Consider the following 18,317-nt stretch of genomic DNA (forward strand, 5'->3'; position numbering starts at 1 on the left):
AAGCTGAGGGAGAGGAGTCTTGATGGGGTTCGAACCTTCGGACCGGGCTCAGGACCTGATCGGGCGCGTGGAGTCCTTCCTGCGCACCGAGATCGAGCCGGCCGAGGCAGAGCTGCACAGCGCGATCCGCGCCGCCGGAGACCCCTGGCAGCCGCAGCCGATCATGAAGGAGCTCCAGACGAAGGCCCGCGCGGCCGGCCTCTGGAACCTGTTCCTGCCGCCCGCCGAGCCTGGCAACGAGAAGTACGGCGAGGGTCTGAGCAACCTCGACTACGCCCCGATCGCGGAGCTCACCGGCCGTTCGTTCATCGCGCCGTACGTCTTCAACTGCAACGCGCCGGACACCGGCAACATGGAAGTGCTCCTCCGGTACGGCGACGCCGAACAGCGGAAGCGCTGGCTGGAACCGTTGCTGGACGGCGCGATCCGGTCCGCGTTCTGCATGACCGAGCCGGACGTAGCCTCCTCCGACGCCACCAACATGGAGGCGACCGCGGTCGTCGACGGCGACGAGGTCGTGCTGAACGGCCGCAAGTGGTGGAGCACCGGTGTCGGTCACCCCGACTGCCAACTGCTGATCTTCATGGGCCTTACCGACCCGGAGGCGCACCGGTACGCGCGGCACACCATGGTGCTCGTCCCGCGGGACACGCCGGGGGTGAAGGTCGAGCGCCTGCTGCCGACGATGAGCAGGTACGACGAACCGTACGGCCACGGCGAGGTCTCGTTCAGCGAGGTGCGGGTGCCGGCCGCGAACATCCTGGTCGGCCCGGGCAAGGCGTTCGAGATCGCCCAGGGCCGCCTCGGTCCGGGACGGGTGCACCACTGCATGCGGCTGATCGGCCTGGCGGAGAAGGCACTCGAGCTGGCCTTGCAGCGCGGCACCAGCAGGACCGCGTTCGGCAAGCCGCTCGTCAACCTGGGCGGCAACCGCGAGCGGATCGCCGAGGCCCGGATCGCGATCAACCAGGCGCGGCTGTTGGTGCTGCAGACGGCGTACCTGCTGGACACCCAGGGCTTGGCCGGGGCGTTGAGCGAGGTCAGTCAGATCAAGGTCGCGGTGCCGCGGATGGCCCAGGAGGTCGTCGACATGGCGATCCAGTTGCACGGCGGCGGCGGGCTGTCCGACGACTTCCCGCTCGCGGCCGCGTGGACGAGTGCCCGCGCGTTGCGGCTGGCCGACGGGCCGGACGAGGTGCATCGTGGGGTGATCGCCAGGATCGAACTGGCGTCGTACCTCTCGGCCGTTCAGGAGGCCAAGTGAGTCGTGTCCTCGTCACCGGCGCCGCGAGCGGCCTCGGCGCGGCGCTGGTCGCCCGTTTTGTTGCTGACGGCCACCAAGTCCTCAGCACCGACGTCGGCGCGGACGGCTCTGCGCCGTACCTGAAGCTCGACGTGCGGAACCCGGCGGACTGGGACGCCGCGGTCGCCTGGTGCCAGGACAACTGGGGCGGCCTGGACCTCCTGGTGAACAACGCCGGGATCGCGACCGGCGGCCGGATCGAGGTCGAGACGCTCGACGAGTGGGACCGGGTCGTCGACATCAACCTGATGGGTGTGGTCCGCGGGTGCCGGGCGTTCGTCCCGCTGTTCAAGCGGCAGCGGTCCGGATACATCGTGAACACCGCGTCCGCGGCCGGGCTCGTGCATCCGCCGATGATGAGCTCGTACAACACCGTGAAGGCGGGCGTGGTCGCGCTGTCCGAGACGCTGTCGCACGAGCTGCGTCCGTATGGCATCGACGTGTCGGTCGTGTGCCCGTCGTTCTTCCGGACCAATCTCGCGGACTCGATCCGCGGTGCGGACAGTGCGATGGCCGCGACCGCGCGGCAGCTGATCGAGAAGTCGCCCCGGTCGGCGGACGACATCGCGTCCGTCGTGGCGGCCGGGATCAAGAAGAAGCAGCACCTGATCATCCCGGACCAGCCGGCTCGGATCGCGTTCTGGACGAAGCGCCTCGCCCGACCGCTGTACGACCGGCAGATGCGCAAGATCGCGGCTCGCGCCCACCAGCGCGCAACGGACGGGCGGTGACCGGAGTGCCGGAAGGCGCCCGGGCGGTGCGGGACGAGGACGCGTTCGACGTACCGGCGGTCGACGCCTGGCTCCGGAAGCAGACCGCGGTACCGGACGGTCTGCCCGAGGTGAAGCAGTTCTCGGGTGGGGCGTCGAACCTGACCTATCTGCTGAGCTATCCCGGGCACGACCTGATCCTGCGGCGACCGCCGGCCGGTACGAAGGCCAGGGGCGCGCACGACATGGGCCGCGAGTTCCGGATCCAGAAAGGGCTCAAGCCGGTCTACCGGTACGTCCCGGAGATGATTGCCCACTGCAACGACGAGTCGGTGATCGGCTCCGAGTTCTACGTGATGGAGCGGGTCGCCGGCACGATCCCCGGGCATCACCGGCTGGGCGTCGACCTGACGCCTGCACAGACGCGTCAGCTCGGATTCACGTTGATCGACACGCTGGTCGAGCTGCATGCCGTCGATCCGGAAGCTGCCGGTCTGGCGGATCTCGGCCGCGGCGCCGGGTACGTCGAGCGACAGGTCAGCGGCTGGACCGAGCGCTACCGCAAGGCCAAGACGTGGAACGTGCCGAGTTACGAACGCGTGATGGCCTGGCTCGCGGAGAACCAGCCTGTGGATATCCGGACCTGCGTTATCCACAACGACTTCCGGCTGGACAACGTCGTCCTGGCGCCGGACGACCCGCTGCGGGTGGCCGGCGTACTGGACTGGGAACTCGCCACACTCGGCGATCCGTTGATGGATCTCGGCAGCGCGCTCGCGTACTGGGTCCAGGCCGACGACGACTGGGCTTTCCGCCGGTTCAGGCTGCAGCCGTCGGACGTGCCCGGGATGCTGACCCGCGCCGAGATCGTGGACTACTACGTGGAGCGGTCGGGGTTGCCTGTGGACAACTGGGCGTTCTACGAGGTGTTCGGCCTGTTCCGGCTGGCGGTGATCGCGCAGCAGATCTACTACCGCTACCACCACAAGCAGACCCGGAACCCGCGGTTCAAGAACTTCTGGCTGCCGGTCAACCTGCTCGAGCGGCGCTGCCGCCGGATCATCCGGCAGGCCTAGGCCATGGCGGTCGTCTACCTGATCCGGCATGCGCAGGCGTCGTTCGGCGCCCGCGACTACGACAAGCTGTCGCCGCTCGGCGAGCAACAGGCTGTGCGGCTGGGCGAGGTCCTGGCGGACGTGCGGCCGGACGTGGTGATGTCGGGTTCGATGCGCCGGCACCAGCAGACGGCGACGCTCGCCGGGTTCACCGCGGAGGTCGACCCGGGGTACGACGAGTTCGATCATCAGGAGCTGATCGTCGCCCACAAGCCGGCGTACAAGCGGCACACCGTGATGGTGGCCGACCTGGCACGCAGCGGGCACCCGAAGCGGGCGTTCCAGGAGATGTTCACGGCCGCCACCCAGCGCTGGATCGACGGCGGCGACGGGTACTCCGAGTCGTTCCACGCCTTCTGCGAGCGGTCGGAGGCGGCGGTACGGCGTACTGCCGGGCGGCTCGGCAAGGGCGGGACGGCGCTCGTCTTCACGTCGGGCGGGCCGATCGCGGCCGTGGTCAGCCGGCTGCTGTCCGGCGGTGACGGGCTGTGGACAAAGCTGAACCCGGTGACGATCAACACCGCGATCACGAAGGTCGTGTCCGGGCGCGGCGGGCTGACCGTGGTGAGCTACAACGAGCATGTCCACCTCGGTGCGGACCTGCTCACCTACAGATAGGACCTTCCTCGATGCGACGGAACATCCTGATCACCGGCGCCAGTTCCGGCCTCGGTGCGGAGATGGCGCGGCAGTTCGCCGCGAAGGGCCACGACCTGGCGCTGACCGCCCGGCGTACCGAGCGGCTGGAAGCGCTCCGGGACGAGTTGACCACAAGTTATCCACAGGTAAAGGTGGTTATCCACAGCTTGGATGTGACTGACCACGCGCAGGTGTTCGAGGTGTTCCGCGCGGTCGACGCCGAGCTGCCGCTGGACCGAATCGTGGTGAACGCCGGCCTCGGCAAGGGCGCGCCGCTCGGCACCGGGCGGTTCGACGCGAACCGGGAGACCGCGCTCACCAACTTCGTCGGCGCCCTCGCCCAGGCGGAGGCGGCGCTCGAGCTGTTCCGGGCGCGGAACGCCGGGCACCTGGTCCTGATCGCCTCGATCTCCGCGCTGCGCGGCTTCCCGAAGACGGTCACGACGTACGCCGCGACGAAGGCCGGGCTCGCCTCGCTGGGGGAAGGGTTGCGGCTGGAGCTGCTCGGCAAGCCGATCAAGGTCAGCACGATCTACCCCGGGTACATCCGGTCCGAGATGAACGACCGGGTCAAACACACGCCGTTCATCGTGGACACCGAGCCGGGCGTACGGGCGATGGTGGCCGCGATCGAGGCGGAGAAGGCGAAGGCTTACGTACCGGCGCGGCCGTGGTGGCCGCTGGCCCAGGTGATGCGGGTGGCGCCGCTGCCGTTGCTGAAGAGGCTGATCTGAATGCGGTGGGGACTGACCGTTCCGCTGACCGGCGTACCGCTGCGGGAACATCGTTCGTTGATCTCCGAGTTGTCCTCGGTGGGGTACACCGATCTCTGGTCGGCGGAGGTGGCGGGCGCGGACGCGTTCACGCCGCTGGTGCTCGCGTCCGAGTGGGACTCGTCGCTGCGGCTGGGAACGGCCGTCGTACCGGTGCACACGCGCGGACCGGCGGCGCTCGCGATGAGCGCCGCGGCGCTGGCAGACCTCGCGCCCGGGCGGTTCGTGCTCGGGATCGGGGCGTCGTCGGAGACGATCGTGACCGGGTGGAACGGGATCGCCTACGACCCGCCGCTGGCGCGTACCCGCGACGTACTGCGGTTCCTGCGGCAGGCGTTCGCCGGAGGTCGCGTGGACGGGAAGTTCGACAGCTTCACCATCGAGCGCTTCCGGCTGGAGAAGGCGCCCGACGTGCCGCCGGCGATCATGCTCGCCGCGCTCCGTCCGCAGATGCTCCGGCTCGCGGCCCGGGAAGCCGACGGCGCGATCACCAACTGGCTGTCGGCGGACGACGTACGCCGGGTCCGCGCGGAACTCGGCCCGGACAAGGAACTCGCCGCGCGGATCTTCGTCTGCGTCACCGAGGACGCCGACATGGCCCGCAACATCGGTCGCTACCTGATCGCGACCTACCTCACCGTCCCCGGCTACGCCGCCTTCCACGACTGGCTCGGCCGCGCCGACGTCATGCGGCCGATGCGCGAAGCCTGGTCCGCCGGCGACCGCAACGCCGCCATGGCCGCCATCCCCGAATCCCTCGTCGACGCCCTGATAGTCCACGGCACCCCCGCCGAATGCCGCACCCACATCAACCGCTACCTCGAGAACGGCCTGGACACCCCCATCATCGCCACCCTCCCCACCGGCACCAGCCTCCTCGAAACCGCCCGCTCCCTGGCCCCGACCACGCAAGCCTGAGGCCGCGTCTTTGTGCACCAGATCCGTACGCCGGGCGCCGCGCGGTACGGATCTCGTGCACAAGGTCGGATCAGGGAGTATCCAGGCGGTGGGCTTCGAGCCAGGTTCTGGCTCTGCGGGGGGAGGCTCGGGAGAGCCAGGCGTCCTGGATGACCTCGGTGAGTTCTTGTTTGGTGAGGGCGCCCAGGTCGCGGGCCCGGACGAGGACCGACGGGTGGCCGTCGAAGTGCGGGGTGGTGAAGAACGGGTTGGTGTCGTCGGAGAGCAGCGCGAGCTTCTCGGACTCGGATTCGACCCAGATCATGATCACGTCGTCGTACTTCTCGCCGGTGAGCGGGTCGACTGCGTCGGGGCGGGGTGTGCGGAAGAAGACGAAGGACTTGCCGCCGACCTGGTAGACCGGGCGGTCGGTGCCGTCGCCGCGTTCCCATTTGGTGACGTGCGGCATCCCGGACGCGATCTCGTGGACGTCGGCCAGGCGGGCCTTTCGCGATGCCACCGGCGGGCCGATCAGCGGAACGTCGTGAGCCGCACGCAGAGCGGCGCCGACGGTTGGTCCATGATGTCGACGGTACCGGTTCGCGGGACCGGGCCCTTGGTGGTGCCGGAGTACGGGACCGAGATCTTGCGGTAGTAGGTCACCGTCGCGACGGGCGGCCCGTTGACGGTGAGCTTGGTCGGCGGATCGATCATGAAGACCAGCAGACCGGCGAGGATCTGCCTGCTGTCCGCGCAACCGAGAGCCAGCGCGTGCTTCCGGTCACTGGCGTTGACGTAGGCGAGGAACTTGGTCGCGAGAGCTGTGGCCTCGGTGAGGCGCGGTGCGGACGTCGACGGTGTGGTCGACGATGTCGGCTCGGAACTCGGCTCTGAACCGGGCTCCGAGGAGGTGGCCGCAGGGGGCGGGGCAGTGGCCGGTTGGGTCGGGCCGCTGCTGTCGTCGTCACGCCCGGTGAGCGTCACGACGAGCGCGCCGACGCCACCGAGCAGCAGTACGACGACCACCGCGATCAGAACGTACAACGACGTCCGCCGCGGCCGCCCACCACCGTACCCCGGCCCGCCGGGTCCGTATCCCGGTCCACCTGCTCCGTACCCCAGTCCGCCGTACGGCGGTTGGCCCGGGCCTGGGCCGTACGGACCCGGGCCGCCTGGTCCTGGGCCGCCTGGTCCCGGGCCGAAAGCCGGGCCGCCGGGCTGTTGCTGCCGGCCACCGTTCTGGTGGCCGTAGGGCGCGGGCGAGTTCGGTGGCTGGCTCACTCGGTCAGTGTGGCATTCGAGGGGAGCCAGATGATGAACGTCGACCCGGCCCCCAGCCGACTCGTGACCTCGATCTTGCCCTGATGTGCCTCCGTCAGGTGTTTCGCGATCGCCAGTCCGAGGCCGCTGCCGCCGGTGGTGCGGGTGCGGGAGACGTCGGCACGGTAGAAGCGGTCGAAGAGGTGCGGGAGATGTTCGGCGGCGATCCCTGTCCCGTTGTCCGTCACGCTGAGGTTGTATCCGTTGTCCACAGGCCGTACGCCGACCACCACGTGGCCTCCGGACGGGGTGTACCTGATCGCGTTCGACACCAGGTTGCCGAGCGCCTGACGAATGCGGGCACCGTCGACGACAGCTGGTGCGGGCTCAGAGGCCGTGCACGAGAGGCTGACCGAAGCGGCTTCGGCGGCCGGCCGGTGGGCTGACACGACCTGTTGCGCGAGTTCGGTCAGGTCGCGCGCAGTGGGGTGCAGTCGGAGCATGCCGGCGTCGGCGAGGGCCAGGTCCTGGAGGTCGGCGACCAGGTGTTCGAGGAGTGCGGTCTCCTCGAGGAGGGACGTGACGAGCGCGCCGTCGAGCGGTACGACGCCGTCCTCGGACGCGACCAGGTAACCCTTGATGTTCGCGAGCGGTGTCCGCAGTTCGTGGGCGACGTCGCTGACCATCGCCTTGCGCTGGAAGTCGTGCCGCTGGATCGCCTCGGCCATGTCGTTGAACGCGTGACCCAGCCGCGCCACCTCGTCCTTGCCGCTGACCGGGACCCGCGCCGCGTGGTCGCCGTTCCGCATCCGCTGCGTCGCGCCGGTCAGCGCGACGATGGGGCGCACCAACCGTCGGCCCGCGAACAGCATCACCAGCGCCGCGACCAGCAGTACACCGAGCGCCGTCGTCCCGGTCCGCAGCAGGCCCTCGGCGGAGAACACGTTGAACGTGCTCTTCGCGCCGAGGTACAGCTTCGCCGGTGGAGCGACGTACGGCGTCAACGCCTGCACGCGGGCCTGGGTGACGCAGTTCGCGAACGTCGCGTCGACCGCGTCGTCCAGGACCGGATCGACGGATCGCAGGCCGTCGTAGTCGTTGATCTTGTACTTGATGCCGGCCGCGTCCAGGCACGCCGTGGACCGTCGCACCTCGTCGTCGTTGACGATTTTCGCCTTCGCGCTGGGCGCGTACAGGCCAGGCGGCAGGCACTCGTCCTTGCTGGTGGTGGTGGAGTTCACCGGGACGCCGGCGACCGACTGCTTCGACTGGATCATCACCTGCGGCACGGATCCGTCGCTGCGCGCGACGCTCGCCGACTTTCCCTTCGTGCCGAGGCAGTTCACGGCCTGCTTCGCGAGCTGGTTCCGCTGCTTGAGTTCCTCGTCCGTCAGGCCCCAGTCCGAGGCGGGCATGAACCCGGGACCGAACGCCGCGGTCGCCGCGAACCCGCTCGCGACTGCTACCGGCTTGCGCATCTGGTACACGGTCATCGTCGCGCCGAGCTTGCCCATCCCGCCGCCACGCGCGTCGATGGTTGCCGCTGGCACCGAAGGAAGCTCGGGCGCGGCGCCGAGCATCCGGGCCGAGTCCGCGATCACCGACCCGTCCTCGGTGGTGACCGCGACCCGCCGTCCGAGCCGGCCGGCCAGGTCGTGCACGACCTTGTCCACACCCGACCAGGTCGGATGGTCGGAGGCGTACTTCGACAGCTCGGCGTAGACCTCGCCGTCGACCTGCAACTGGCCGGTGTTCGCGGCGATCTCGCCCTGGAGCTTCTCCGAGGTGCTGTACGTCGCGATCAGCGCGGTGGCGATCACCGCCCCGAGCGCGACGGCGAGCGACAGTCCGAGGAATCGGACCAGCACGCTACGACGCATCGGAGGCCTCCGCGAGTTTGTAGCCCACGCCGTACACGGTGCGCAGGTACGTCGGAGCGCCCGGCGACGGCTCGATCTTCTTCCGCAGGTTCATCACGTGGACGTCGACAGTGCGGTCGAACACGTAGTGGTCGAAGCCGAACGCGTGCTCGAGCAGTTGCTGCCGGGAGAACGCCCGCCCTGGGGAGGCGGCCAGGCAGGCGAGAATCTTGAACTCCGCCGGCGTCAGCTCGATCAGCTTGCCGGCCAGCCGGACCTCGTGCCGGGACGGATCGATCTCCAGGTCGCCGACCCGGTACACCTCGCCCTCGGAGCGGATCCGGGTACGCCGCAGCACCGTCCGGACCCGGGCGACCAGCTCGCGCGGGTTGTACGGCTTGGTCAGGTAGTCGTCCGCGCCCAGGTCGAGACCCAGCAGCAGGTCGTCGTCGGTGGAACGCGCCGTCAGCATGATGATCGGCACCCCTGAGTTGCCTGGGCCGTCGGCCCGCAGCACCCGGCAGACGTCCAGGCCGTCGACCTTCGGCATCATCACGTCGAGCACCAGCAGGTCCGGGCTGCGCCGGCGGGCCTCGTCGATGGCTTCCCGTCCGTCGTGCACGACAACGGTCAGATGCCCCTCGCGTTCGAGGTACCGCCGGATCAGCTCGGCCTGCTTGAGGTCGTCTTCAGCGACCAGGATCCGCGCTGGCATTTAGTGCCCCGAGCCGGGTGATGGTCGGCACTGGAGGCGCCCAGGCGAGCACCTCGCCGCGTTGGAAGAGCGGACACGATAGAACCACATCGAGTCAGCTCTTCCGCCTTGCGATGCACTCACCTGGACACCTCCAGCACTCGACCATCACCCGGCTCGGGGCACTAGCTCAATGTCCCTGAACATGATGAGAATCCGATGAAGATCGGCTGAGAGCATCGGGTGCAAACCGGTCCTTCACAGGTTCTTCACGACCCGGGCGGCACGCTCGACCGCCATGAAGAGCAAAACAGCACTCGCCCTGGTGGCGGTCCTCGCGTTGGCTGCCTGCGGCAACGACAAGGCGCCGGTCGCGTCCGATCAGAAGAGCGACAAGAGTCCGCTCGCGGAGTACATGGGCGACGGCTTCGTGAGCTCGTCCGGTGGCAGCGGCTCGTTCCGGATCGCGACCCGGGCCGGCGGTGCGCAGCAGCCGAGCGACGAGGATCTCGCCAAGCAGCGGAAGGTCGAGGACGCCACCGTCGCGTGCATGAAGGACGCCGGCTTCGAGTACGTCGCCGTACCGCCGGAGCAGCAGGCGAAGGGGAAGTTCAGCGACGCGTTCAACCTGCCGCCGGACAAGTTCGCCCAGCAGTACGGGTACGGGATCAGCACGATCGACTGGTCGAAGGCCGCGGACGACGACAGCAATCCGAACACGAAGATTCGCAAAGGCCTCTCACCGACCGCGCAGAAGGCGTACGACAAGGCGCTGAACGGACCGAACGCCAGCGGGAACGGCGCGGTCGTGATCCAGGGCGGCGGCGACGGGCCGAACTCGAGCGGCGAGCAGGACCTCGGCTGCCGCGGCAAGGCGGTGAAACAGGTGTACGGCGAGAACAAGGGCGCCATCGACTTCAAGAAGTTCGACAGCCTGTTCAAGGACATCCAGGCGCTGCAGAAGCGGATCGACTCCGATCAGCGCGTCGTGGACGCGACCACCGCATGGTCGGACTGCATGGCCGACGCCGGGCACTCCGGGTACAAGAAGGTCTCGGATCCGCGGGACGAGGTACAGCACAAGCTCGACGCGCTGACCGGCAACCAGCCGCCGGCGAAGGGCGGGCCGGCGAAGACGATCACCGGTCCGCCGTCGTTCGACAAGGTCGACTCGGCGAAGCTGTCCGACCTCCGCAAGCTGGAGATCGAGCTCGCGGTCGCGGACCAGAAGTGCAAAGCCAAGGGGTACGACGACGCCTACAAGAAGGTCCAGTACGAGCAGGAGAAGGAGTTCGTCGACCAGCACAAGTCCGAACTCGAGGCGTACCGCGACGAGACGGCGAACCGGTGACCGCTACGCCCAAGTCCCGCCGCCGGGTCCTGGTCGGGGTGGCCGGTGTGGCCGTGGTCTCGCTCGGGATCGGGGTGGCGGCGGGCAGCCGGATCAGCTCGCCGGAGGACGCGGCCGCGAAGACCGCACCACCGGCCGCGTCCCAGATCACCGTGCCGGTGGCGCGGAAACTGCTGTCGAGCAAGGTGGTCGGGCGGGGTGACGCGTCGTTCGACGGCGCGGTGAACATCCGGGTGGAGACCGCCGGCCTGACCACGCCGCCGATCGTGACGGGCAAGGTCCCGACGGTCGGGTCGACGATCACCGAGGGCAAGGCGCTGCTGGAGATCACCGGACGGCCGGTGATCGGGCTGGCCGGCGTACTGCCGATGTACCGGACGCTGTCGCCGGGGAGCAAGGGGCCGGACGTGCTGCAACTGGAGCAGACGCTGGACCGGCTCGGGTACGACCCGGGGACGGTCGACGACGAGTACACGCTGTCCACGTCGGCCGCGGTGGAGAAGCTGTACGAGAACGCCGGGTACGACGCTCCCGCGCCGGAGGAGCGCCTCACGCAGGCGGTCGACCAGGCGAAGAAGCAGGTCGACGCTGCGAAGAAGCAGCTCCGGCAGGCACAGTCACAGCTGAAGGCGGCGAAGGATGCCAAGGCGAAAGACCTATCCGTACAACAAGGTGCGGTCGACGACGCCCAGCAGAACCTGTCGGACGCCGAGCAGGCGCGCACCGATGCCGAGTTCAAGGCCGGTACGCCGTTGCCGGTGTCGGAGGTGGTCTACGTGAAGACGCTGCCGCGCCGGGTCGACGACGTGAAGGTGGAGCGCGGCGGGACCGTCAACGGCGTGGTGATGTCGGCGAGCGGTGCGTCGCTGGTCGTCACGCTCAAGGTCGACGCGGAGACCGCGCAGCGGCTGAAGGCGGGGATGGCGGCGGCGCTCGAGCTCAGCGACGGTACGTCGGTGGCGTCGAAGGTCCGGCGCGTGACGAAGAACGGGAGCCAGTACGACGTGGTGGTCGCGCCGAACGCGCTGACCGGCAGCCAGCTTGCGCTGCTCCGGGACGCGAACGTGCGGGTGACGATCCCGGTGAAGAGCACGAGCGGCAAGGTGCTCGCCGTACCGGTGGCCGCGTTGTCGTCCGGGTCCGACGGGGCGTCGCGCGTCGAGGTACTGCGGAACGGGCAGGTCGAGCTGGTTCCGGTCACGGTCGGACTGTCCGCGGACGGGTTCGCCCAGGTGACACCGAAGGGCGACGCGAAACTGAGTGAGGGCGATCAAGTGGTGGTGGGGAAGTGAGCACTGCGGTGGCGCTGCCGGCGCCGGTGGTGGAGATGATCGGGGTACGGCGGTTCTTCCCGGGGCCGCCCGAGGTCCGCGCGATCGAGGGGATCGACCTGACCGTCAGGGAGGGGGAGTACCTGTCGATCGTAGGGCCGTCCGGGTCAGGGAAGTCGACGTTGCTGCATCTGCTCGGGTTGTTGGACAACCCAACGGATGGGGTGTACCGGCTGGACGGGGTGGACACGATGAGCCTGCGTGAACGGCGGCGGGCGGTGTTGCGCGGGCAGCGGATCGGGTTCGTCTTCCAGTCGTTCCATCTGCTCGATCATCGGACCGTGCTGGAGAACGTCGCGCTCTCGATGGTGTACGTCGGGGTCCCCCGGCGGGAGCGGCTCGCGCGCGCCCGGGTCGCGCTGGAACGGGTGGGGCTGGCGCACCGGATGGAGTTCGCGCCGACGACGCTCTCGGGCGGTGAACGGCAACGGGTGGCGATCGCCCGGGCGCTGGTCGCGGAGCCGAGCCTGCTGCTGGCGGACGAGCCGACCGGAAACCTGGACAGCAAGAACGCGGAGGCGATCCTGCAGGTGTTCGACGAACTGCATTCCGAGGGCATGACGCTGGCCGTCATCACCCACGACGACCACGTCAGCCGCCGCGCCCAACGCCAGGTCCGCATCGTCGACGGAACCCTCCAGTGGTAACCCAAGCAGGCCCCCCGGACCCGACCGGCGGGCCGTCCACTTCACCGGTCCCCGGCGGGCCGGGCGGGGGAGCGGCCGCGGGGCGGCGGCGGGCGCGACCGCGGGTAGCGCTCGCGCGGCTCATCCGGCGGACGTCCGGCGCCGACGCCCATCCGCCACGGCCTGGCGCCCTCCGTCCGCGGCGCAGGTCTCGTCCCGCGGTGCGGGACCTCCTGGACGAAGCGCTGGCCGGTGTTGCCGCCCGACCTACGCGGTTGATCCTCACGACCCTCGGCACCGTGCTTGGGGTTGCGGCGTTGGTGGGGACGGTCGGGCTGGGACAGACGGCGGCGGGGCAGATCACCCAGCGGTTCGATCTGGCGGCGGCTACACGAGTGGTGGTGTCTCCGGACGACAAGGGCGGACAGCAGGGGGAGGCCGCGACGCAGCTTCCGTGGGACGCGCCCGAGCGGATCCAACGGTTGAACGGCGTCGACGCGGTCGGCACGGTCTCCAACCTGGAGATCGGCGACGACCTCGTACAGAACGTCACCGGCCTCGACAGCGGTGCCGGCAAGGCGCTCCCGGTGATGGCCGGATCCGCCGGCCTCTGGGACGCCGTACGCGCGGTGCTCAGGACCGGCAGGTTCTTCGACGACGGCCACGACCAGCGCGCCGACAAGGTAGTTGTCCTCGGCAAACATGCCGCCGAACGCCTCGGCATCAACCGGGTCGACGCGCAACCGGCCGTGTTCATCGGCGACGAGCCGTACACCGTGATCGGCATCCTCGAGTCGGTCACCGGTCGCGCCGAACTGAACGACGCGGTGATCATGCCGAACGGCACCGCCCGCGAGGCCTACAACCTGGAGTCACCCGACGCGGTGGAGATCCGCACCGCCGTCGGCGCCGCCCAGTTGATCGCGGAACAGGCCCCGATCGCGATCCAGCCGAACGACCCGAGCACCTTGACCGTCGACGCCCCGCCCAAACAGGGCGCCGTACGGAAAGGCGTCGAGTCCGACCTGAACGCCCTGTTCCTGCTGCTCGGCGCAGTAGCGCTCCTCGTCGGCGGGCTGGGCATCGCGAACGTCACGCTGCTGTCCGTGCTGGAACGCATCTCCGAGATCGGACTGCGCAGGGCTCTTGGAGCGGCGCGAAGACACATCGCCGTGCAGTTCCTGGTGGAGAGCGTGATCGTCGGCTTCCTCGGTGGACTGCTCGGTACGGCGGTCGGGGTGATCCTGACCGTCAGCGTGTCCTGGATCCGCGACTGGACACCGATCCTCGACAACCGGCTGGCGTTCGGTTCACCCCTGCTGGGTGCGTTCATCGGTCTGGTCGCCGGTACCTACCCCGCCTGGAAGGCCTCCGCCATCCAGCCGATCACCGCGCTGCGAGGCACGTGAGTACAGCAGGGCGGTGATGGCATACCCGGCCACGACGAGCGCGAGTACTGGGTACGACTTGCCGCTGGCGGGCAGGATCGCCGCGCCGAGTGCGGCCGCGGAGACCTGCCCGACGTTGTAGATCATGTCGTACAGCGCGAACACCCGCCCGCGGTACACATCGTCGACACCCGTCTGGACGAGGGTGTCGACGCTGATCTTCACGCCCTGCGAGCAGAACCCGGTGAGGAACCCGCCGATCACCAGGGCGGGCTGCGTGTAGAACCCGATCGGTACGGCGCTCACGACCGCGGCGCCGACGAACAGCCAGCTGATCCACCGGCGCAGCGACAGCACCCGGGTGCCCCACGGCGTGATCAGCGCGGCCACGAACACCCCGGCGCCGACCGCGCCGGTCGCGATCGCCAACCCGCCGAACGCCCGGTCGAGTTGCCCGGGTCCATAGAAGTAGTTGCGGTACAGCAGGATCATCGCGACCGTCATCAGCCCGAAGAAGAACCGCAGCGAGCCGATCGCGGCGAGCCCGAGCGCGGCCTGCCGGCGTTCGCGGAGGTGCCGGCCGCCGTCGACCAGACCGGCCGCGATCGTCCGGAGCGCTTCCAGGATGCCGGGCTCGTCGCCGTTCAGGTCCGGGCCGAGCTGGTCGCGGCGCAGCCGGAGGGCGAGCAGCGCGGCGGCGGTGTAGACGACCACGGTCAGCCCGAGGACGGTGAGGTCGGAGTCGGCGAGCAGTTTCACCCCGGCGCCGATCCCGCCGCCGACCAGGAAGGCCGCCGTACCGGAGGTAGGGGTGACCGCGTTGGCCATCACCAGTTCGTCGCGTTCGACGACGTGCGGGAGGCCGGCGGAGAGGCCGGAGAGCAGGAAGCGGTTGACGCCGAGCGTCAGGAGTACGGCGAGGTAGAACGGAACGCCCGCATTGCCGACCGCGACGAGCGCGCCGACGCCGATCACGAGCACCGCGCGGGTCAGGTTCGCGCCGAACAGGATCTGGCGGCGCGACCAGCGGTCCAGCAGTACGCCGGTGAACGGCCCGAGGATCGAGTACGGCAGCAGCGACACCGCGAACAGTCCCGCGATCGCGGCCGCGTCCGGCGCTCGCTCCGGCGAGAACAGTACGTATGACGCCAGCGCGACCTGGAACACCCCGTCCCCGCACTGCGACGTCAGCCGAACCGCGAACAACCGCCGGAAATCCCGCCGTTGCAGCAACGTCCACAGATCCCGGATGAACCGCACGCCTGCACTGTAACCGTCGGCCATGCCGACAACGCCCGCCCCGGATCAAGCCTCCGTTAAGGACTTGGCCGGACGCGCCGCGAGCTGATGGCAGTGACGCCCTACGGGAGTAGTGTTTTTGTGCCGGTGTCACGGTCAGTTGCCTACCGGTTACGATGGCTGTCAGTTCTGAGCCGCAGCGCGGATGGGATGTTCATGGCTGAATCGCAGGACGCCGAAGTCGACCCAGGGGTCTTTGAGCAGCTGCGGCTCGACCGCCCGCACGCGGCGCGGGTCTACGACTATTTCCTCGGTGGCAAGGACAACTTCGCCATCGACCGGCAGGCTGCCGAGCACCTGCTGAAGGCGTTCCCGGGCTGCCGCGTCACCGCCCAGTCGAACCGGATGTGGATGCACCGCGCCGCGCGGTACGCGGCCGAGCAGGGCATCACGCAGTTCCTCGACGTCGGCACCGGCATCCCGACCAGCCCGAACCTGCACGAGATCGTCCAGAAGGTCGTCCCCGAGGCACACGTCGTGTACGTCGACAACGACCCGATCGTGCTCACCCACGCGCGCGCGCTGCTCGCCAGCGGGCCGCTGGGCAGGACGGCGTACCTCGACGCGGACATCACCGAGCCGGGATCGGTGCTGCGGGCCAAGGAGTTCACGGACCTGATCGACCTCGGCAAGCCGGTCGCGCTCAGCCTGGTCGGCGTGCTGCACTCGCTCGCGGACGACCTGAAGCCGTACGACATCGTCCGCGACCTGCTCGAGCCGCTGGCGCCAGGATCGCTGCTGATCATCTCGCACGCGACGCAGGACTTCGCGCCGGAGATGTGGGACCGCGCGGTGCAGGGGTACAAGTCCGACGGCGGCGGCAACGCGCAGGTGCGCAACAAGGCGGACGTCACCCGCTTCTTCGCGGGCACCGAGCTGATCGAGCCGGGGGTGGTGTCGCCGATCAAGTGGTTCCCGGACGACGAGACCACCCGGCGGGTCGACTCGGGGGAGTTCACCGAGATCATGTGCAGCCTGTACTGCGGAGTCGGACGCAAGCCGTAGCCGGCCGATGGAACGCGCCGCGTATCCGCACCACCTGGCGATCACGCTGCGGTGGAAGGACAACGACGTCTACGGGCACGTCAACAACGTCGAGTACTACAGCTTCTTCGACACCGTCATCAACGATTTCCTGATCCGCTCGGGCGGACTCGACATCCACGGCGGCGACGTGATCGGGCTGTGCGTGGACTCGCAGTGCACGTTCAAGCAGCCGCTCGAGTTCCCCGGGGTGGTCGACGCCGGGCTGCGCTGCGCCCAGCTCGGCAACTCGAGTGTGCGGTACGAGATCGGGCTGTTCCGCGAGGACTCCACCCACCCCGCCGCCACCGGCCGCTTCGTCCACGTCTTCGTCGACCGTACGAACCGCCGCCCGGTCCCCGTGCCCGCACTCATCCGCACCGCCCTCGAGGGAATCGCCCCATGATCGTGCGCGGCGCGGTGTTGCGGGAGATGGGGCTGGCGGCGCCGTACGCCGAATCGCGGCCGCTGCGGGTGGAAGAGGTCGAGCTCGCGCCGCCGGGACCGGGGGAGTTGCTGGTCCGGATCCGGGCCGCCGGCCTGTGCCACTCGGACCTCTCGGTGATCGACGGTTCGCGCCCGCGGGTGATGCCGATGCTGCTCGGCCACGAGGCCACGGGCGAGGTCGTCGAATCCTCGGCCGCGGGTTTCGCGCCGGGCGACGTCGTCGCCTGCGCCTTCGTCCCCGCCTGCGGCACCTGCGGCCCGTGCGCTTCCGGTCGCCCCGCCCTCTGCGAACCAGGTGCTGCCGCCAACACCACCGGCGCACTCCTCACCGGCGCGCACCGCTTGAGTGCCGGCTCCAGCATCGTCCACCATCACCTGGGCATCTCCGGTTTCGCCGACCACGCGGTGATCTCAGCGCACTCGGCCGTGAAGATCGACCCGGCCCTTCCACCGCAGATCGCCGCACTCTTCGGCTGTGCGGTCCTCACCGGCGTCGGCGCGGTGGTGAACACAGCTCGACTCCGCGCGGGCCGCAGTACCGCGATCTTCGGCCTCGGCGGCGTCGGCCTCTCCGCCCTCCTCGGCGCGGTGCTCGTCGGCGCCCACCCGATCGTCGCCGTCGACGTCGTACCCGCCAAACTCCGGCTCGCCCTCGACCTCGGCGCAACCGCAGCGGTCGACGCCCGCGCCCCCGATGCCGTCGACCAGGTCCGGGAAGCGACCGCCGGCGGCGCGGAGTACGCCTTCGAGACGGTCGGCAGTGCCAAGGTCCTCGAGCAGGCGTACGCCGCGACCCGCCGCGGCGGCACCACGATCACCGTCGGCCTCCCGCACCCGTCGCAGTCGTTCACGGTGCCGGCGGTCTCCCTCGTCGCCGAGGAACGCACCGTGAAAGGCTCGTACCTCGGCTCGTCGGTCCCGTCCCGCGACATCCCGCGGTACGTCGCGCTCTACCGTGCCGGTCGGCTACCCGTCGACCGGCTGCTCACCGCCACCGTCGGGCTCGACGACCTCAACGAGGCGTTCGACGACCTCGCCGCCGGTACGTCGATCCGTCAGGTGCTGCTGTTCTGAAGGTTCTCCGCCGCCTTCTGGAAGGTCACCTCGTTCCGGTGCTGCGCCTCCTCGGTGTAGTTGTCGCCAAAGAAGTCGGCGGTGGGGACCGGCCGGATCTCCAGCAGCCCGGAGGTCTGCGGGTCGCCGGCGCCCAGGGCGTCCGCCGCGATACACCGCCAGCCCCATTCCTCCGCCTCCGCCCGGGACGCCACCTCGATCAGGCAGAACCCGGCGATCAGTTCCTTGGTCTCGGTGAACGGACCGTCGACCACCCGGCGGTTCCCCTCGTCGAGCTGCAACCGGAAGCCCTGCGAACTCGGCAGCAGCCCGTCGCCCGCCAGCAGCACACCCTTTTCGGCCATCTCGGCCATCACCAGGCCCATCGCGGTCAAGGCGGCCTCGCTCGGCGGCTGCCCGGCCTCGAACTCCTCGCTGCCCTTGAAGATCATCATGAATCGCATCGGGACCCCTCCCAAGTCGGCGTTAAATCCCGAGACGAATCTATACAGCGATAGGGCGCTTCGGGCAGGCTACGCACAGTGCGTT

At 69.4% G+C, this 18,317-nt stretch carries 19 protein-coding genes; 13 read left to right on the top strand and 6 right to left on the bottom strand.

Going from position 1 to position 18,317, the window contains the following annotated elements; translation table 11 throughout:
• Positions 1-22 precede the first annotated feature (22 nt).
• From AB0M51_RS16335 to AB0M51_RS16360, 6 genes are read left to right on the top strand one after another with little or no spacing between them, the layout of a single operon-like run.
• Entirely contained in the window at positions 23-1,264 is a 1,242-nt protein-coding gene (locus AB0M51_RS16335) for an acyl-CoA dehydrogenase family protein (RefSeq protein WP_344193605.1), read from the top strand.
• Positions 1,261-2,034 (top strand): SDR family NAD(P)-dependent oxidoreductase, encoded by a 774-nt coding sequence (locus tag AB0M51_RS16340; RefSeq protein WP_344193607.1) that lies wholly within the window; start codon positions 1,261-1,263, stop codon positions 2,032-2,034. The genes AB0M51_RS16335 and AB0M51_RS16340 overlap by 4 nt, the downstream gene beginning before the upstream one ends.
• On the top strand, positions 2,031-3,089 hold the full coding sequence (locus tag AB0M51_RS16345; RefSeq protein ID WP_344193609.1) for a phosphotransferase family protein: 1,059 nt from the start codon (positions 2,031-2,033) through the stop codon (positions 3,087-3,089). Before AB0M51_RS16340 ends, AB0M51_RS16345 begins: the two co-directional genes overlap by 4 nt.
• A 3-nt stretch (positions 3,090-3,092) precedes the next feature.
• Positions 3,093-3,746: a histidine phosphatase family protein gene (locus tag AB0M51_RS16350; RefSeq protein WP_344193611.1), complete on the top strand. Its 654-nt coding sequence runs from the start codon at positions 3,093-3,095 to the stop codon at positions 3,744-3,746.
• Positions 3,747-3,757: 11 nt separating this feature from the next.
• Positions 3,758-4,501, top strand: coding sequence for an SDR family oxidoreductase (locus tag AB0M51_RS16355; RefSeq protein WP_344193613.1), 744 nt, complete (start codon positions 3,758-3,760; stop codon positions 4,499-4,501).
• Positions 4,502-5,458: an LLM class F420-dependent oxidoreductase gene (locus AB0M51_RS16360; RefSeq protein WP_344193615.1), complete on the top strand. Its 957-nt coding sequence runs from the start codon at positions 4,502-4,504 to the stop codon at positions 5,456-5,458. It begins immediately after the preceding gene.
• A gap of 70 nt (positions 5,459-5,528) precedes the next feature.
• Here AB0M51_RS16360 and AB0M51_RS16365 read toward each other — a convergent pair whose 3' ends face one another.
• Genes AB0M51_RS16365 through AB0M51_RS16380 form a run of 4 tightly spaced genes read right to left on the bottom strand, consistent with a single transcriptional unit; the run spans position 5,529 to position 9,271 of the window.
• On the bottom strand, positions 5,529-5,957 hold the full coding sequence (locus AB0M51_RS16365; RefSeq protein WP_344193617.1) for an MmcQ/YjbR family DNA-binding protein: 429 nt from the start codon (positions 5,955-5,957) through the stop codon (positions 5,529-5,531).
• Positions 5,958-5,968: 11 nt separating this feature from the next.
• Entirely contained in the window at positions 5,969-6,718 is a 750-nt protein-coding gene (locus AB0M51_RS16370; RefSeq protein WP_344193619.1) for a hypothetical protein, read from the bottom strand.
• Positions 6,715-8,577 (bottom strand): HAMP domain-containing sensor histidine kinase, encoded by a 1,863-nt coding sequence (locus tag AB0M51_RS16375; protein ID WP_344193622.1) that lies wholly within the window; start codon positions 8,575-8,577, stop codon positions 6,715-6,717. The genes AB0M51_RS16370 and AB0M51_RS16375 overlap by 4 nt, the downstream gene beginning before the upstream one ends.
• A complete protein-coding gene (locus AB0M51_RS16380; protein WP_344193624.1) occupies positions 8,567-9,271 on the bottom strand; it encodes a response regulator transcription factor in 705 nt (234 codons plus the stop codon). The genes AB0M51_RS16375 and AB0M51_RS16380 overlap by 11 nt, the downstream gene beginning before the upstream one ends.
• A gap of 277 nt (positions 9,272-9,548) precedes the next feature.
• On the opposite strand from AB0M51_RS16380, the gene AB0M51_RS16385 reads away from it, so the two are divergent.
• The 4 genes from AB0M51_RS16385 to AB0M51_RS16400 all read left to right on the top strand — a co-directional run bounded on the left by AB0M51_RS16385 (position 9,549) and on the right by AB0M51_RS16400 (position 13,967).
• On the top strand, positions 9,549-10,601 hold the full coding sequence (locus tag AB0M51_RS16385) for a hypothetical protein (protein ID WP_344193626.1): 1,053 nt from the start codon (positions 9,549-9,551) through the stop codon (positions 10,599-10,601).
• The gene (locus AB0M51_RS16390; protein WP_344193628.1) at positions 10,598-11,893 is read left to right on the top strand and encodes a peptidoglycan-binding protein; all 1,296 of its coding nucleotides are present in this window, start codon (positions 10,598-10,600) and stop codon (positions 11,891-11,893) included. The genes AB0M51_RS16385 and AB0M51_RS16390 overlap by 4 nt, the downstream gene beginning before the upstream one ends.
• 35 nt (positions 11,894-11,928) lie before the next feature.
• On the top strand, positions 11,929-12,579 hold the full coding sequence (locus tag AB0M51_RS16395) for an ABC transporter ATP-binding protein (RefSeq protein ID WP_344194569.1): 651 nt from the start codon (positions 11,929-11,931) through the stop codon (positions 12,577-12,579).
• 200 nt (positions 12,580-12,779) lie between these two features.
• Positions 12,780-13,967, top strand: a complete 1,188-nt coding sequence (locus AB0M51_RS16400) for an ABC transporter permease (RefSeq protein ID WP_344193630.1) — start codon at positions 12,780-12,782, stop codon at positions 13,965-13,967.
• Here AB0M51_RS16400 and AB0M51_RS16405 read toward each other — a convergent pair.
• Complete coding sequence (locus tag AB0M51_RS16405; RefSeq protein WP_344193632.1) at positions 13,869-15,206, bottom strand: MFS transporter; 1,338 nt, start codon at positions 15,204-15,206, stop codon at positions 13,869-13,871. The genes AB0M51_RS16400 and AB0M51_RS16405 overlap by 99 nt on opposite strands.
• A 195-nt stretch (positions 15,207-15,401) precedes the next feature.
• Here AB0M51_RS16405 and AB0M51_RS16410 point away from each other — a divergent pair, with 195 nt between their 5' ends.
• Genes AB0M51_RS16410 through AB0M51_RS16420 form a run of 3 tightly spaced genes read left to right on the top strand, consistent with a single transcriptional unit; the run spans position 15,402 to position 17,789 of the window.
• Entirely contained in the window at positions 15,402-16,250 is an 849-nt protein-coding gene (locus tag AB0M51_RS16410; protein WP_344193634.1) for an SAM-dependent methyltransferase, read from the top strand.
• Between the two features lie 7 nt (positions 16,251-16,257).
• Positions 16,258-16,674 (top strand): thioesterase family protein, encoded by a 417-nt coding sequence (locus AB0M51_RS16415; protein ID WP_344193636.1) that lies wholly within the window; start codon positions 16,258-16,260, stop codon positions 16,672-16,674.
• The gene (locus tag AB0M51_RS16420) at positions 16,671-17,789 is read left to right on the top strand and encodes a zinc-dependent alcohol dehydrogenase family protein (RefSeq protein WP_363749514.1); all 1,119 of its coding nucleotides are present in this window, start codon (positions 16,671-16,673) and stop codon (positions 17,787-17,789) included. The genes AB0M51_RS16415 and AB0M51_RS16420 overlap by 4 nt, the downstream gene beginning before the upstream one ends.
• Here AB0M51_RS16420 and AB0M51_RS16425 read toward each other — a convergent pair.
• Complete coding sequence (locus AB0M51_RS16425; protein WP_344193642.1) at positions 17,771-18,232, bottom strand: YciI family protein; 462 nt, start codon at positions 18,230-18,232, stop codon at positions 17,771-17,773. The two genes, AB0M51_RS16420 and AB0M51_RS16425, sit on opposite strands and share 19 nt — an antisense overlap.
• Positions 18,233-18,317 lie beyond the last annotated feature (85 nt).

Source organism: Kribbella sp. NPDC051137 (genome assembly GCF_040682535.1).
In the GTDB taxonomy this organism is placed as follows: domain Bacteria; phylum Actinomycetota; class Actinomycetes; order Propionibacteriales; family Kribbellaceae; genus Kribbella; species Kribbella karoonensis.